14 protein-coding genes are annotated in these 16,193 nt (G+C 42.1%); 13 read left to right on the top strand and 1 reads right to left on the bottom strand.

Annotation, left to right across the window (positions count from 1 at the left end):
• Positions 1–6 precede the first annotated feature (6 nt).
• Positions 7–594: a copper amine oxidase N-terminal domain-containing protein gene (locus tag NST85_RS21875; protein ID WP_341190391.1), complete on the bottom strand. Its 588-nt coding sequence runs from the start codon at positions 592–594 to the stop codon at positions 7–9.
• An 89-nt stretch (positions 595–683) separates the two neighbouring features.
• Here NST85_RS21875 and NST85_RS21870 point away from each other — a divergent pair, with 89 nt between their 5' ends.
• From NST85_RS21870 to NST85_RS21810, 13 genes are all read left to right on the top strand, one after another.
• Complete coding sequence (locus NST85_RS21870; RefSeq protein ID WP_341190390.1) at positions 684–1,829, top strand: fibronectin type III domain-containing protein; 1,146 nt, start codon at positions 684–686, stop codon at positions 1,827–1,829.
• 74 nt (positions 1,830–1,903) lie between these two features.
• Positions 1,904–3,928, top strand: a complete 2,025-nt coding sequence (locus NST85_RS21865) for a hypothetical protein (RefSeq protein ID WP_341190389.1) — start codon at positions 1,904–1,906, stop codon at positions 3,926–3,928.
• A 15-nt stretch (positions 3,929–3,943) separates the two neighbouring features.
• A complete protein-coding gene (locus NST85_RS21860; RefSeq protein WP_341190388.1) occupies positions 3,944–6,697 on the top strand; it encodes a glycosyl hydrolase family 28-related protein in 2,754 nt (917 codons plus the stop codon).
• Between the two features lie 531 nt (positions 6,698–7,228).
• Positions 7,229–7,474 carry a hemolysin XhlA family protein gene (locus tag NST85_RS21855; protein ID WP_341190387.1) on the top strand — a complete coding sequence of 82 codons (246 nt, stop codon included), beginning with the start codon at positions 7,229–7,231 and terminating at the stop codon, positions 7,472–7,474.
• Between the two features lies 1 nt (position 7,475).
• On the top strand, positions 7,476–8,378 hold the full coding sequence (locus NST85_RS21850; protein WP_341190386.1) for a glycoside hydrolase family 25 protein: 903 nt from the start codon (positions 7,476–7,478) through the stop codon (positions 8,376–8,378).
• Positions 8,379–8,412: 34 nt separating this feature from the next.
• Positions 8,413–8,634, top strand: a complete 222-nt coding sequence (locus tag NST85_RS21845; protein WP_341190385.1) for a phage holin — start codon at positions 8,413–8,415, stop codon at positions 8,632–8,634.
• A 300-nt stretch (positions 8,635–8,934) separates the two neighbouring features.
• Entirely contained in the window at positions 8,935–9,153 is a 219-nt protein-coding gene (locus NST85_RS21840) for a hypothetical protein (protein ID WP_341191149.1), read from the top strand.
• Positions 9,131–9,373, top strand: a complete 243-nt coding sequence (locus tag NST85_RS21835) for a hypothetical protein (RefSeq protein ID WP_341190384.1) — start codon at positions 9,131–9,133, stop codon at positions 9,371–9,373. Before NST85_RS21840 ends, NST85_RS21835 begins: the two co-directional genes overlap by 23 nt.
• Positions 9,374–9,637: 264 nt before the next feature.
• Entirely contained in the window at positions 9,638–11,125 is a 1,488-nt protein-coding gene (gene araA, locus NST85_RS21830) for an L-arabinose isomerase (RefSeq protein WP_341190383.1), read from the top strand.
• Positions 11,126–11,201: 76 nt separating this feature from the next.
• On the top strand, positions 11,202–12,296 hold the full coding sequence (locus tag NST85_RS21825; RefSeq protein ID WP_341191148.1) for a GntR family transcriptional regulator: 1,095 nt from the start codon (positions 11,202–11,204) through the stop codon (positions 12,294–12,296).
• A 31-nt stretch (positions 12,297–12,327) separates the two neighbouring features.
• A complete protein-coding gene (gene araD / locus NST85_RS21820) occupies positions 12,328–13,017 on the top strand; it encodes an L-ribulose-5-phosphate 4-epimerase (RefSeq protein WP_341190382.1) in 690 nt (229 codons plus the stop codon).
• Between the two features lie 287 nt (positions 13,018–13,304).
• The gene (locus NST85_RS21815; protein ID WP_341190381.1) at positions 13,305–14,975 is read left to right on the top strand and encodes a ribulokinase; all 1,671 of its coding nucleotides are present in this window, start codon (positions 13,305–13,307) and stop codon (positions 14,973–14,975) included.
• Between the two features lie 15 nt (positions 14,976–14,990).
• The gene (locus NST85_RS21810) at positions 14,991–16,148 is read left to right on the top strand and encodes a sn-glycerol-1-phosphate dehydrogenase (protein ID WP_341190380.1); all 1,158 of its coding nucleotides are present in this window, start codon (positions 14,991–14,993) and stop codon (positions 16,146–16,148) included.
• The last annotated feature ends 45 nt before the right edge of the window (positions 16,149–16,193 follow it).

Here is a 16,193-nt window from a genome sequence, read left to right as displayed (position 1 = left end):
AGTAAACTAATTCTCTATTTTTTCACCCAGTGGAAGGATGGTGTTCTTAAAATATTCATACTCTATTGTAATAAAAGCTCTTATCCTTTGTGTTTCAACTTTCTCAATCAATACTTCTCCATCTTTATTTAATAAAGAAATATTTTTTGTTTTCATATCGGGTAAAAAAGATAATCCATACTGTGGGAGGATTTCGTATAACTCTCCGAAGTTTATATACTCCTTGCCGTCTAGTGTGAAAACTTCGTAGAATCCATATTTACCTTTCTCAGTCAAGTCAGGATAAACAGTTTCAGTACCACTAGTTATCTTACTTTTTTCGAAGGGTTTTGTGATAATAATTGTGTTGGTACTGCCATCCCAGCTAACATTCATCCCTAGTGCTCTACTGATCTCACCGACAGGAAGATAATTCAGATTGTTGTAAGTGATAGGCTGAGCGTTTAATTTTACTTTCTCTCCATTTACAAGTACATTGACTGTACTGTTCAGTTTGGCCGTAATAGATTTGACACTTTGTGCTAGTACTGGACTTGCTACAGATAAGGTTAATCCTAAAGCTAGGCCTGTAATTAAATAACCAACCTTTTTCATAAAGTCACTTCTTTCTTTTGGGAGTGTCTTTTTAATATATTTATTATAAGCATGAATTCAATTATTTTCCATACAAAACATGGATTGGGGTGGAAATGTTGGCCGTAGTGTCTATTGCGGTTTCCGGTACAGTTCAGTACAACTATATTCCTGTATCAGCAAGTTTTACAAGTGGTGGGGGATTGGCATCTTACTATAGATTCTTCTTGAATGGTGTGGGAGATGGCTCGGTTGAATCTTTTTCGAGTCCTGTTTCTTCCGCTACGAAATATCACTCTTATAACGGTTTGCGAGGCAATACATCATACTCACTAACGGTTCACTTTTATAATTCTAGCATGGTGAGCCTAGGTTCAAATACAATAACTGTAAAAACACCCGCTGAACCGGATACAACACCGCCATCGATAAATTCATGGTACGCAAATTCAATCAGTAAAAAGTCTGTGGAAATGTATGTATCGGCAAGTGATAGCTCGGGCGTGAGCGGGTTTTATTTCTATTTGAATGGCAGTTCATATGGGAGTATGTATGGTTCAAGTGGGAGATACACATTTAGTGGATTAAATGCGGGGACAACTTACTCATTTGGTGTGAAGGCTTATGATATCTACAGCAACACTAGCAGTATGGTGAATTATTCGGCTAGAACCTCGTCTAATGCTCCGCCCACAATTAGTTCATGGTATGCAACACAAATCGGCGAAAATTCCGTCACGATGTATGTTGCTGCGTCAGATGATGAGTTTATATCCGGCTATTGGTTTTATTTAAATGGAAGCAGTGTCTCGACAACGAGCGAGGGGAATGGCAGGTACACATTTTATAATTTAAAACCTAATACTTCTTATACTTTTGGTGTTAAGGTTTATGATGGGGATGGAGCCCAGTCTTCCTTATCCTCATATAGTGCAACAACAAAAAAGAATAGACCTGATGAGTTTGTGTGGGATAATGGTAAATATTCCGGATATGCATTTAATGTGACAGCAAACGAATGGACTAGACTATGCACCCGAGTAAATGAATTCAGATTTTATAAAGGACTGTCTAATTCTGTTTTTACCGCTGTAAAAAAAGGAGATGTATTTAAAGCTTCTCATTATAAAGAGTTGGTAAATGCAATTAAAGCGATGTCGCCACCTACGTCTGTTCCGAATATTAGAGAAGCGGGAGATACTATTTATGCCAGCGATATTAATAGATTAAAAGATTCACTTAATTCTATACTTTAAAAATGGAAGAAGACACTCTTTTCAGAGTGTCTTTTGTTTGTTGATTAATAATTATTATATACAGGAGGAGTCATATGTCATCCTTTGAATATCAAAACAGTACAATTTCCAAGTATCGAGCAGGTACAATCGACGATCCTTATATTGACATTACTGAATCCAAGAAGGTAATCAACAATACGATTCAACTCAATGAAGTACCCGCCTTCTTGAACAAAGTACAAATAGATAATTACGTAGAGATTCCAAACATGTCATTAGATGAACTAGAAAAAAATGAGTACAGGGTGGATTATTCGGAAGCCATTGTCCATTTTCATTCAGTTGCAGAAGGTGAAGTGTTAACCCTTAAATATAAGGGCAGAGGGAACCACTTTATTAGTTCCTCTCGTATTTGGACACAAGAGCAAAACGGTGAGGTTATAGAAACCCTGCAGAATTTCGTTGATAAAGGAACTGATGTTGTTAAGAAAATTGATGAGTTAACGCAATTGAAAGAAGATGTTGAACAATCGCTACAAAGTATTGAGGATAAAATTGTTATTATTGACCAAAAAACACAATTTGCGGAATCCCAAGGTAATTACGCAAGTACCAAGGCAATATATGCTGAAGAGCAAGGAAGTTATGCCAAGGAGCAAGGTGATCTGACTCGATCGAAAGTAAACGAAATTGATGAAATTATAGTTAATGCTAACGACATAATTGTTGTTGCCAATAAAGCTGCTATTGATGCAAGTAATGTAGTCATTGAAGCAAATCAAGCAACAGCAAGAGCTAATAACGCTGTTTCCCATGCCGACACCCAGGCTGATTACGCTGAGATGCAAGGAAATTTTTCCAAGCTCGAAGGGAATTATGCCAGAGAAATGGGAGATGAAGCACTTGCTTCAAAGCTATTGGCAGATGCGGCTTCTGAACAGGCAAAACAAGCCCGAGACAATGCCGAAAAAGCAACACAAGAGGCCATTAACATAATTAATCAGACGAACGAGGCAAGAGATCAGGCGAATTCGTCTGCGGCAAATGCTGATGAGAAAGCTACTTTTGCTGAGAATCAGGGGATCTATGCAAAAGCTGTGGGAGACTCATTGATGCACAAAGGAGAATTTAATACCTTTCTCTCATATGAAGTAAGAAACATTGTTTCATATCATGGATCGTCTTATATGTGTATTACCAGCACATCATTAGGAAAAGCTCCTACTGACCAGATATATTGGCGAAAATTAACCTCATTTAATTGGAGAGGAGTCTTCTCCGATTCAGCCAATTACGCATACGGAGACTATGTTGTAGATCCAGACAATCACGCACTTTATATGTGTAAGCAAAATGGAAGCTTGGGCTTCGCATTATCTAATGAGGAACATTGGCAGATGGTCATTGATATTTCCTCTATTGTTAAAAATGCTAATGATGCAATCGATCTTGCTAATAACGCTGTGAGTCTGGCTAATAGTGCTAAGGAAAATTCGGATGCTGTATTAGTAGATGCAAACAATGCAATATTCCAGGCGAATCTTGCCAGGGATGAGGCAATTGTATCTGCGGAACAAGCAGTTCAAGCTGCTTCACATGCTAACACCGTAGCCAATGAAACGAATCATTTAGGTATATACGACAATACCTTAACTTATAAACCGAACAACATGGTCTCATATAATGGATCTACTTACATGTGTATAGTTCAGTCTGAAAACCACGATCCTACGGAAGAAGCGTATTGGAGATTACTGGCGATAAAAGGAAGCAATGGTGCAGGTACGGTTGCTTCAATAGAATCTTCTAGTAGGGATTTGAAAATATCAGGTGCAGAATCTAATCCGGATTTAGCCATTAATGAGAATCTCAAAAACCTATGGAACGACAAGTATACGAAAGAAGAGGTTGATGCAAAGTTTGTGACGTATACACATACGCAAACCGAAGGAAGCACATTTTGGAATATCGAACACAATCTGAATCGTCATCCCTCCGTTATTGTTGTCGATAGCGAAGGCTATCAATTTCAACCAACAAGAGTGAGATACGTAAGCGAGAACGTCATTACAGTTGCATTCACTACAAACGAAACAGGGAAAGCATATCTAAATTAAACGGAGGGATAATCAGTGAGATATGATACGATTGACCTAAATCAAACGGAGCTTAAAAATGCCAGACTTCACGGTCTGGCTTCTGCTCCACCTAATCCTGTACCGGGGCAAATCTACCACAATTCAGTATCTGAAATTACCTTTATTTATAACGGAACTGATTGGGTAGACATTATGAAACAAGGGACTATAACTGAGCTCTCTGCTTCTGCTCCGCTAGTTTCGTCTGGAGGAGAAGCTCCTTCTATTTCTTTAGCTGATTCAGGAGTAATTCCAGGAAGCTATTCAAAAGTAACAGTTTCTGCACAAGGATTAGTTATAGCAGGATCGAATTCCGATGAAAAAAATGAAGATACTCTAGATGTAACTTCACCTAAATGGGGAGCCGATCCAACAGGCAAAGAAGATTCTGGTGCTAAGATTAATGCGGCCATTCAGTATGCTCATGACAACAATAATAAAAAAGTATTTATACCTTCTGGCACATATGCGTTAGAAGTCCCTATTGAACCAAGATCGGGACTTGAGATCATTGGAGCAGGCATCAGTACAATATTAAAGATAAAAGATAGCACCGATATATCCGGAATTAAAACGATGGGACAAGTGTTTAATTTTAGATTATCGGATTTTACGATTGACGGGAATAAACAAAACAACAACTTTGCAAATGGCGGTGATGGCCTAAACCTCCATATGTCAAGCTCACATATCAATAGATTAAGATTTAAAAATATTAGCAAAGTTGCAATGAGAATATGCGATGATGGAGATCTTTATGATGACACAAGCTATTTGAATCGCATATATGACAATGAAATCGAAGATTCCCATATTGGTATTAGATGGGGTTCGAGATGTGCAGATAGCTGGTGTGAAAGAAATAATGTTAGTTCAACTTATGCTAACCTACTTCTTCAAGGTGGTTCTTGCAGATTTATGGCCAATCATTTCAATGGGTCGCCTGAATACAATGTGTATGTTGAATGTGGGAACACATTTGTTTTGGATAATAATATTATTGAAAATGCCGGCAAATACGCTATCTATTCTAAAAGATTAGGATGGGAAGAAGCATCTAAATATTTCAAAATCACGAATAACATCATCAGGGATTCAAGCCATTCAGAAAATGGTGCTTACGATTTAATTCGATTTGAAGGCTATAGCAATACAACGAAAGCAAACAACATACTAATACAAAACAATCTTATTATTTCGACTAATGGAAATAAACCAAGATACGCAATTAGCCTGGAAAATTGCAGTGATGTTTCTATTGTTGGGAACACATTTACCGATGGCTTTGCTAATGCTAATCCTATTGAAATATATAATGTTGATAACTTAAAAATTGAAGGGAATCTTCCTACGAATGGGATAACAGATCTTAATCCTCATGGGCCTGGTGCTGGAACAGAAATAGACATGCGTATATCTAAAAATCTTGCAATATTCCCGGACGAATACGCTGGGATCCAATCACCATATAATTTTGCGACCATTACAGGCGTTCGAGGTGGAGTAGAATTTACAGAAATGTGGCTACTTATAAACGCTCGATACGATTATGAAACTAAAAGATTTAAACGTATAGATGTAAACAACTTTAGTTTCGGTTGGCAATATCAAGGAGGAGGAACTTATCCAGGAGAAGAGATTATTGGTGATACAATCAATCAGGGCATGTGTTTGTGGAAAGCTAACGGAAAAAAAGCCTTTAGTGCAAATGATCCGGCAAGAGACTTGATAACCGAGGATATAGGAGCACTACAGCCAGACGGTACATGGCGTGAATTTGGTATTATTATGGGCTGGAATAACCACTTTATGTGTGATTCGTATGGTGGCATGACAATAGGCGGAGCAGGATTTGAAATTGACGGGTCTGGTACTTCTCCGTTTAGCAGAGTATCATTAGGGAAATTCTCAGGAGGAAGTTCTGATCCTAATCGTCCTGTTACTGATTACGGGTTCACTTATAATGGAACATGTTGGAATACTCAACATGGGATGTGGAACAAAGATGAAGATCAATTGCCTGGTTATTTCTACGGATTTACGAGCCCAGTTAATTTTTATGATCAAGGCGACACTGTCAATGTCGGATCAAATAGAGCAGATATGGACGATGTTAAGTTTATAGTCAAAAGGCTTGGAAACTATGTTAGACCATACATTGAAAACTGGCATGATATATTCGAAGTCAATCAAGATGGCGAAATGAAACTCAGATCATGGGAAGTAGTAGATAGTAAAACAATTAATTTTAATCCTGAAGGCAAGAATTTTATAATCATTCCTTTTCCTGATTCGTCGTGGAACAAAAACAATATGATTATTAATGATTTAGAAGGAACAACTACCTACTATAAAGAAATGCTTCGAAATCGAAAGCATACATGGGTTCCAGAAGGTCTAAAAATTGATTTGGATTTCACTTACTACACTGATGTAAAAGTAAAAATACAGAAAATTTTAATAACAACAATGGGACTTCATCCAAGAAAGGGTATGACCACAAATGGATCTCCTGACAAAGCAACTATTCAAGTTGACTTGATCAAAGGATCAACAGATTTTAATGCTAACTTTCCTGATGACTCGTGGAATAAAGACAACACAATCGTCTTAGCCGTAATAGGAAAATTAGCGGATGGAAATACGAGACAATTAGGAACCAATGTAACTATGACGCCTTATGGTATGTATGGTGGATTAGGAACAAACGAATACGTTTCGGCAAAAGTAATACTTTCTAAAATCTAATTGTCTCGATTCTTGTACAAGTAAGGAGCTGAAGCTATGACAAAACCAATAATTCAATCTTGGGATGGATTTCATTTTGTTTTCCCATTACAGAAGACACGACGATTAACCTAGGATCAAGAGATCCATCGACTTATGCATCTGCAGGTCATCAGCATCTTCGTATCAATATTACAGATTTTCTCATAAAAGCACTCATAGTATGGGTGAGGTAGATGCTATCTCACCATCAGATACTGAAGTTTTGTTTTTAAATGGTGGGATACTTAAAGGGCCGCTAACAATTGCTATTAGGGAAGTTGGAAGAATTCATCGGCCCAATTTCATACAATAAATGGAAGTAGGGGAGTGGGATTCATACCACTCTCCTATTTGTACTCTAAAAGAAAATCTGAATCTTGTTGAAGTACAGGAAGATAGAGTGACTACACTAAAGATAGAACAGAAGATGCATCTATATTGTAAAAAGTAATAGAAAGAATAATGTGTTTAGAAATTAAAAATAATGAATATAAACGGGAGGAATGGAGAATGCCTGACCCACAATTGGAAACATTACAACGGGTAACACGCGTTGAGACGAAAGTAGATAATATCGAGGAAAAGTTAGACTCAGCGATCAATGCACGTGACATATCAGTGGAGGCATTATCTTCTGCAAAGTCGGCACATAAACGCCTGGACAAAATCGATAAGACGATTTTTTGGTTGGTCACAACTGTAATTGGCGCTGTCATTCTGGCAATAATTAAAGTTGTCATGGAAGGAAGAGGGTAGAATGCAATCACGCAAACGCGGAAACGCACAGGGAATTGATGTGTCTCACTGGCAAGGGGCTATTGATTGGCAACAGGTTGCGACTAGTGGGATCTCCTTTGTATTTATTAAAGCTACACAGAACAGCATGGACAAGCGGTTTCTCGACAATGTCAAAAGAGCAAAAGCTGCTGGGTTGTTGATTGGTGCATATCACTATATGGACGACTCGGTGACAACGGTGGATCAGGCAAAGGCCGCAGCGCAGTTGTTTTTCACAGCCATACAAGAGGTTGGCGGCGTTAAAGTGTTTGATCTGCCACCTGTTATGGACTATGAGTCCAATAAAAGTAACTTAAACAAAGCGACGATTACTATGGTCGCAAAGAGCTTTCTCGATGAAATTTACCGACTGACTGGTGTAAAACCCATGGTCTACACTTATCCGTCGTTTATAAGTAATTTTAGTGGTCTGAATCATTATCCTTTGTGGATTGCTCGTTACAGTGCAACTCAAGTACCGGCAGATGCTGCGGGCTGGACTCGCTGGACGGTCTGGCAATATAGCGATGGTTCAGCTGGTGGTGTGCTTCCAAACGGTACAAGGAAAATTAACGGAATCAGCGGTAACGTTGATCTGAATGAATTTGATGGCACAGTCAATGAGCTCAAAGAGCACTATTCGAGCCATGCAGCAGGGAAGGATGACGATAAAGTGGCGGACAACAAAGAGCGGGATATTAACATAGTCAGCACATGGGCGGCTGATGACTGGGCTGAAGCAAAGGTTAACGGTTATTTCGACGGTAAGCGTCCGGGAGCACCGATCACCCGTGAGGAGATGTCCATCGTCGTCAACAAGCTGCGGAGGAATTTCCTTAAATTGATCGCCGAGAACTCAGTACAAATTGATCAACTGAATTAAGACTACTTCAAATAGAGAAAGGAGATCACCAATCATGAACAAGACAAGATGGCGTAATTACGCGCTATGGATCAGTGTTGTGTCTCAGGTTCTACTATTAATTCAACTCGCTGGGCATTTGACAGGAGCTTTTGATCTGACGGATGTGATGAAGCAAGAACTGCTAACTATCGTTGATGCGTTCCTCGGTCTATTAGCGACCCTGGGAATTATATCGAATCCAACGAAACCGAATAACGGCGGATATAATTTATAGTAATTTGTGCTCATTAATAGTAATATGCAGATCGTCGCGGAGAGGACGGAATTATCCTGAAGAAGCGTAGCGTTCGCCTAAAAGCTTTCCAAAGGAAAGCTACTTCGGAAGCATATGCTTTGCCTCCAAATTTTTACCGCTATAGCGATATAATCAAACAAATTTGGAGGCAACAGCGATCGGAAGGATAATCCGTCCGCGTAGCGGTCACCTATTTATTTTATTTTCAAATATCACCCATTGAATAAAGAACATAAGTTCGCATATAATAAGAACATAAGTTCTCGTATGGAGATGATGTTGGTGGAAAAATACATTGGGCAAATGGTTGAGATCATTTATATGGATCGGGCCGGAAAGATTACGCAGCGCCGGATTGAGGTTCATGCAGTACGTGGAGGATTAGTTCGTGCGACTTGTCTGAAGACCAAATCGCCGCGAGCGTTCCGGATCGATCAAATTTTGGCGTGTATTCCCGTTCAAGGAGGTGGCAGATTTGCTTCCAGATCTGGAGCGTAAGCTATTACGAATTCTCTATAACTTCTCAAGCAAACGTCGCAGGATGCCGGAGATGGGCGAATTGGAACGTATGACGGGTAGAGGAAAGAATGACGTTATTAGTGGTTTGAACATGTTGGAGCAGGAACAATATATTAGTTGGCCGGATAAACCGTTTCTCCATAGTATCGTTGTATTGGAAGGTTGGGAGCGAGGCAAGCCGGTTAGACTATGGTATTGAGAGAATAACGATCGAGATACCGTTGCCTGCGCCGGAGAGTGCTATACGAGAGGATTTTACAATAAAATCCCTATCAGTTATGTAGAAAGAATATCTCTCCGGCGTCAAAATACATACAAAATTCCCCTTGCCTTTTTGAAGTTGCGCATATACAATAATCATATCATCACTTGTACGTACAACATATCTTTTAATGGTGTATATATTATATATGTATGTACAAGTTAGCTTTGTTTTATTACTACTTTAGGAGGCGTTGGATTAATGAAATTGAAACCGCATTCATTTTGGTTTGTGACAGGCAGTCAGCACTTATACGGTCCAGAGACACTTGATCAAGTGGCAGAGCATTCACGTATTATCGTAGAGCAAATGGGTAAAGACCCTGTGTTCACGTACCCTATTATTTTCAAACCAACGGTGAAGACACCGGACGAAATATACAACTTGATTATTGAAGCGAATAGCGACGAATCTTGTGCGGGTATTATCACTTGGATGCATACGTTCTCGCCTGCAAAAATGTGGATCAGAGGCCTTTCGCAATTGCAGAAGCCGATGCTGCACTTCCATACTCAATTTAACCGCGATATCCCTTGGGAAACGATGGATATGGATTTCATGAATCTCAACCAATCTGCGCACGGTGACCGGGAATTTGGCCATATTGGCGCACGTCTTGGGATTGCCCGCAAAATTGTAGTAGGGCATTGGGAGGACGGAGAAGTTCGGAGCAGTATTGCAGGCTGGATGCGCACAGCGGTTGCTTATGCAGAGAGTCGTGGTCTGAAGGTAGCACGCTTCGGAGACAACATGAGAGAAGTTGCGGTTACCGACGGTGACAAAGTAGAAGCACAGATCAAACTCGGCTGGTCTGTTAATGGTTATGGTATTGGAGATCTGGTGCAAGTACTAAATGAAGTAAGTGATGAAGAAGTAAAAGCGCTACTGAATGAATATGCAGAACAATATACGATTACCAAGGCTGGTTTAAGTGAAGGCCCAGTTCGAGATTCTATTGCGTATCAAGCAAAAGTTGAGATTGCCATGAAACGTTTTCTAGAGGCTGGGAATTTCGGAGCTTTTACAACGACGTTCGAAGATTTGCACGGGTTGAAACAATTGCCGGGTCTTGCGGTGCAACGGTTGATGGAACAAGGTTACGGCTTTGCAGGTGAGGGCGATTGGAAGACGGCAGCCCTGACGCGTGTACTCAAAGTACTAGCCAACAACCAGAGCACTTCTTTCATGGAAGACTATACGTATCATTTTGAACCGGGTAACCATATGATTCTTGGATCGCACATGCTGGAAGTATGCCCGACGATTGCGGCTACACGACCAACGGTTGAGGTACACCCATTAGGTATAGGCGGCAAAGAAGATCCAGCGCGTATTGTCTTTGACGGTCAAGATGGACCAGCGGTAAATGCATCACTTGTAGATATGGGACATCGTTTCCGCTTGCTTGTTAATGTTGTTGATGGTGTAAAAGTGGAGAAAGCATTGCCGAAGCTTCCTGTTGCACGTGTACTCTGGAAACCGCAGCCGTCCTTGCGCGAATCAGCTGAAGCATGGATTTTGGCTGGTGGTGCTCATCATACGGTTCTGTCTTATGCGATCAATGCTGAAAATTTGATTGACTGGGCTGAGATGACGGGTATTGAAGCGGTAATTATTGATAAAGACACCTCAGTACAACGGTTCAAGAATGAGCTGCGCTGGAGTGATGCTGCCTATCGTTTACGGTAAGTTGAGATACCGCTAACGTTCTCCGGCCTATGGTACAATATAGGGTATAAAAATAGTGCATTGGCTGAGGTGAATGATGAATAATAGGCGGATTCCAAAATATATGCAGTTAAAAAATGAATTGCTGTCGTGGCTTCAATCAGGACGGCTGCAACCCGGCAAACAATTCCCTTCGGAGAATGAGATTGCGGAGCAATTCAGTCTAAGTCGTCAAACGGTGAGACAAACTTTCGGTGAGTTGGAGAAGGACGGCTGGCTGGAGCGGATTCAAGGTAAAGGAACCTTTGCACGAAATCCTCTACGACGCGATGGTGAACAGGTTAAGACGATCGGGATCATCACAACGTATATTTCAGACTATATTTTTCCACATATCGTACGGGGTGCAGAGGCTGAGCTGCGGAACCAGGGATATCGCCTCCTTCTTTCTAGCACGGATAACAACAAAGAGAAGGAAATGGAAAGTCTACAATTGATGACGAGTCAACCGCTAAGCGGCCTGATCATCGAACCAACCAAGAGTGCAGAGGGTAATCCGAATCTAGGATATTTCCTAGAGCTGCAAGAGAAGGGCATCCCATATCTGATGATCAATGAGAAGTATCGTGAATTGGAATGTCCATGCCTCAAGGTAGACGATGAGATGGGCGGGTACAAAGCGGCACGTCATTTGTTGGAGAATGGTCATAGATCTATTGCTGGTTTTTTCAAAAGAGATGACCTACAAGGTGTGAATCGACTTAAAGGTTTTCTGACGGCGCATCGGGAGTTTGGGGTTACGGTTTCTCCTCAGAGAGTAGTTACTTATACGACGGAGCAAAAGAGTGAACTTCCTATTCAAATTGCGAAGGAATTGCTCAGCGTTGGAGTAGAGGAACGCCCTACCGCTTTTGTCTGTTATAACGACGAATTGGCGATGAATCTGATGGAAGTCGCAACGCAGTGTGGGCTATCTATCCCAGAAGATGTGTCATTCATCGGATTCGATGATTCCAGTCTGGCTGTGGCTTCGGGTACGAAGCTAACCACACTAACGCATCCCAAGACCGAGATGGGTGAACTAGCAGCAAAGCAATTGATTGAAATGATCCAGCAGGGAGCTGTGTTGGGAGATACGGTGTTCCAGCCGGAATTAATACAACGTGAATCGGTATTTATCCGACAATTATAGAGGGAAAATCAGAGGAAGGAAGTGGCCGGTAATGCTAGAGGCGCTTAAACAACAAGTGTTGGAAGCAAATTTAGAGTTGCCCAAATATGGGCTGGTTACTTTTACATGGGGAAATGTGAGTGGAATTGATCGGGAGAGCGGTTTGTTTGTAATTAAACCTAGCGGTGTACCATATGAGGATTTGAGAGCAGAGCAGATGGTTGTTGTAGATCTAGAGGGCAACGTAGTTGAAGGAGATTTACGTCCTTCATCAGATACTCCAACTCATATGGTGTTATATAAATCATTCCCGGATATTGGAGGCGTGGTGCATACGCATTCTCCTTGGGGCACGAGTTGGGCGCAGGCTGGACGTGCGCTTCCGGCTTATGGAACGACGCATGCTGATTATTTTTACGAAGAGATTCCGGTTACCCGTCCTATGACGAAGGAAGAGATAAATGGAGCTTATGAGCTAGAGACGGGGAATGTGATCGTAGAGCGTTTTGCTGATATCGATCCGAACCAAGTACCTGGAGTTCTCGTTCATGCCCATGCACCATTTGTTTGGGGAAAAGATGCCCACAACGCCGTCCATAACGCCGTAGTTCTGGAAGAGGTAGCTAAAATTGCCGCCCGGATGTTGCAACTCAACCCAGATACCGCTCCCATGGACCAAACACTATTGGATCGCCACTTCCTACGTAAACACGGCGCCAATGCCTATTACGGACAGAAATAATACTACTTTTTTAAGGCTCTATATTGTGTTCCGTACTGGTTGGAAGTAGAAGTATATGCGATCTTAGGGTCCTTCTTTAAAGTTAGGTTAAAGAATCTTGATATAGCGAAGAGTGCGAAATGATTCTGAAGAAGCGGAGCGTTCGCCTTTGTCCCCAAATTTCAACCCTTATAACAATTCAATGAAGAAATTTGGGGACAACAGCGATCGTAAGAACATTTCGTTCTCGTAGCGGGTTTACCAAAGTTGTACGTACAATTTACCATCATTCATTTGGAGGGAATCACATGGGCACAAAATATACCATCGGCGTAGACTATGGCACCCAATCAGGGCGTGCCGTATTAGTCGACTTGGCGAATGGCCATGAAGTTGCGGATCATGTAACGCCGTATCCACACCATGTTATCGACGAGCGGCTACCCGTGTCTGGCATTAAGCTGGAACATGACTGGGCGTTGCAACATCCTGACGACTATTTGGAAGTACTACGAAAATCCGTTCCAGCTGTCATTGCGGAATCAGGAATTGATCCTATTGAAGTGATTGGAATTGGAATCGATTTCACAGCATGTACGATGTTGCCGATTGATGAAGCAGGCGAGCCACTTTGCTTCGATGCGGAGTTAATTGATCAGCCGCATAGCTGGGTGAAGTTGTGGAAACATCATGCTGCACAACCCGAAGCAGATAAGATTAATCAAATCGCTGCTCAGCGTGGGGAAGCTTTCCTACCGCGGTATGGGGGGAAGATTTCGTCGGAATGGATGATTGCGAAGATATGGCAAATCCTCGATGAGGCTCCAGAAATTTATGAACGTACCGATCTGTTCTTAGAAGCGACCGATTGGGTTATTTCACAAATGACAGGAAACGTTGTACGTAATAGTTGTACGGCTGGCTATAAGGCAATTTGGCATAAACAAGATGGATTCCCGAGCAAAGAATATTTCAAAGCATTAGATCCACGATTGGAGAACCTGGTTGATACCAAACTTCGCGGTGAGGTTATTGCACTCGGTACCACTGCGGGTGGACTTACAGATAAAATGGCTGGAATCATGGGTCTCAAACCGGGCATCGCCGTTGCAGTTGGTAACGTGGATGCACATGCAGCAGTTCCTGCAGTTGGTGTTGTAACACCGGGTAAACTGGTCATGTCGATGGGAACATCGATTTGCCATATGCTGCTGGGTACAGAGGAGAAACAAGTCGAAGGCATGTGTGGTGTCGTAGAGGACGGAATTATTCCTGGATTATACGGATATGAGGCTGGGCAATCGGCTGTGGGTGATATTTTTGAATGGTATGTTGAAGAATCACTTCCAGCTTACGTGAAGGAAGCAGCTGCAGCAGAAGGACTTGGCATTCACCAGTGGCTGGAAAGAGAAGCTGCGACATACAAACCTGGGCAAACCGGATTACTGGCGCTTGACTGGTGGAATGGTAACCGTTCCGTTCTAGTGGATACCGATCTAACAGGTCTCATTCTTGGTATGACCTTATTAACCAAACCACAAGAGATTTATCGAACATTGCTTGAAGCAACCGCTTTTGGTACACGCAAAATTGTAGACGCTTTCCACTCTAACGGAGTAAGTGTGGATGTGTTGTACGCTTGCGGAGGATTGCCACAAAAGAACCATTTGCTGATGCAAATCTACGCGGATGTAACGAATCGTGAGATCGTTATTGCTGATTCCAAGCAGACGCCTGCACTTGGGGCGGCTATGTTTGCAGCGGTAGCAGCGGGGCAAGGCGCTGGCGGATATGATACGATCATCGACGCTGCCGAAAAAATGGCACGGGTCAAAGAAGAGACATTTAAGCCGATTCCGGCTAATGTCGAAGTCTACGACAGTTTGTATAAGGAATATAGTCAATTGCATGATTACTTTGGCCGCGGCGAGAACGACGTCATGAAACGGCTCAAGAATATTAAGAAGTCCTCGGAGTAAAGAGAACTAGCACTTATGCGAACAGACGGAGGAGGAACTGTCATCATAAATACTTTGGAAATGGCACAGTTTGAAGAGATCGTGCTGGAATCAGCTGCGCTTCAGCAAGTTGCACCTTATTTGAAGAAACGTGGTTGTCAGCACCTTATCATTGTGGCAGATAAGAATACGTATGAAGCAGCGGGCAGATCGCTAGAACAGAGTTTACTTGGTGAAAATGATCTGAATGTGGAGATATGTCTCATTGATCCCAATGAAACAGGCGATGTTGTGGCGGATGAAATATCACTGGTTCAGCTCATGATTGAGGTGAAACCGGGGATTACGGATGCTTTGATCGCTGTTGGTTCCGGTACTATCCATGACATCGTGCGTTTTGTTAGTCATAAGACGGGGATTCCTTTTATTTCGATTCCAACGGCTCCATCTGTTGACGGATTTACATCTGCCGGAGCACCCCTTATCGTGCGTGGCGTGAAAAAGACGTTTCCGGCCGTGCCACCCGTTGCTATCTTTGCTGATCTAGATATACTTACAAAGGCTCCGCAACCTCTTGTAGCTGCAGGGTTTGGTGATATGCTTGGCAAATACACCTCCTTGTTTGATTGGAAGTTCTCTCATCTTACAGCGGGCGAACCCTACAATGAACAAGCGGCAATCATCACGGAACGTGCGCTCATCTCCTGTGTAGAGCATGCTCATGAGATTGGAAAGCGCTCTGAGCAGGGTATCCGCATCTTAATGACGGCTCTAATTGAATCAGGTATTGCTATGCTATTGTTCGGACAGTCTCATCCGGCTTCTGCAGCAGAACATCACGTTTCACATTATTGGGAAATGGAGTATTTACGACGCGGAAATAGAGCACTGCTGCATGGTGCGAAGGTAGGTGTAGCTTGTGCTGAAATTTCGCGTGTATATCACGATGCGGTTGAACGTGGAATTTTCCCAGGACAAGAACCAAGTGTACTACGTGAGTTCAAAGGACAAATTAGCGAATGGTTGGCTGAGGTTCCTACGGAATCACTTATCCGCGAACTATTGAGGCAGGCAGGTGGGCCAACGGATCGGCGGGAACTGGGGATTGACGATGAATTGTTAGAACGTAGTCTTGCTGAAGCTCACAAGGTCCGCGATCGACGCACCTTACTGCGGGCACTAAATGAGGCTTGAACTGAATTCCTAATAAAAGATAAAGAGGGACCCCAAAGCCATGAA

Origin of the sequence: Paenibacillus sp. FSL K6-2524 (genome assembly GCF_038005525.1) — a bacterium.
Lineage (GTDB): Bacteria > Bacillota > Bacilli > Paenibacillales > Paenibacillaceae > Fontibacillus > Fontibacillus anaericanus.
Note: the sequence above shows the minus strand (reverse complement) of the source record. Positions and strands in the feature narration are given on the sequence as shown.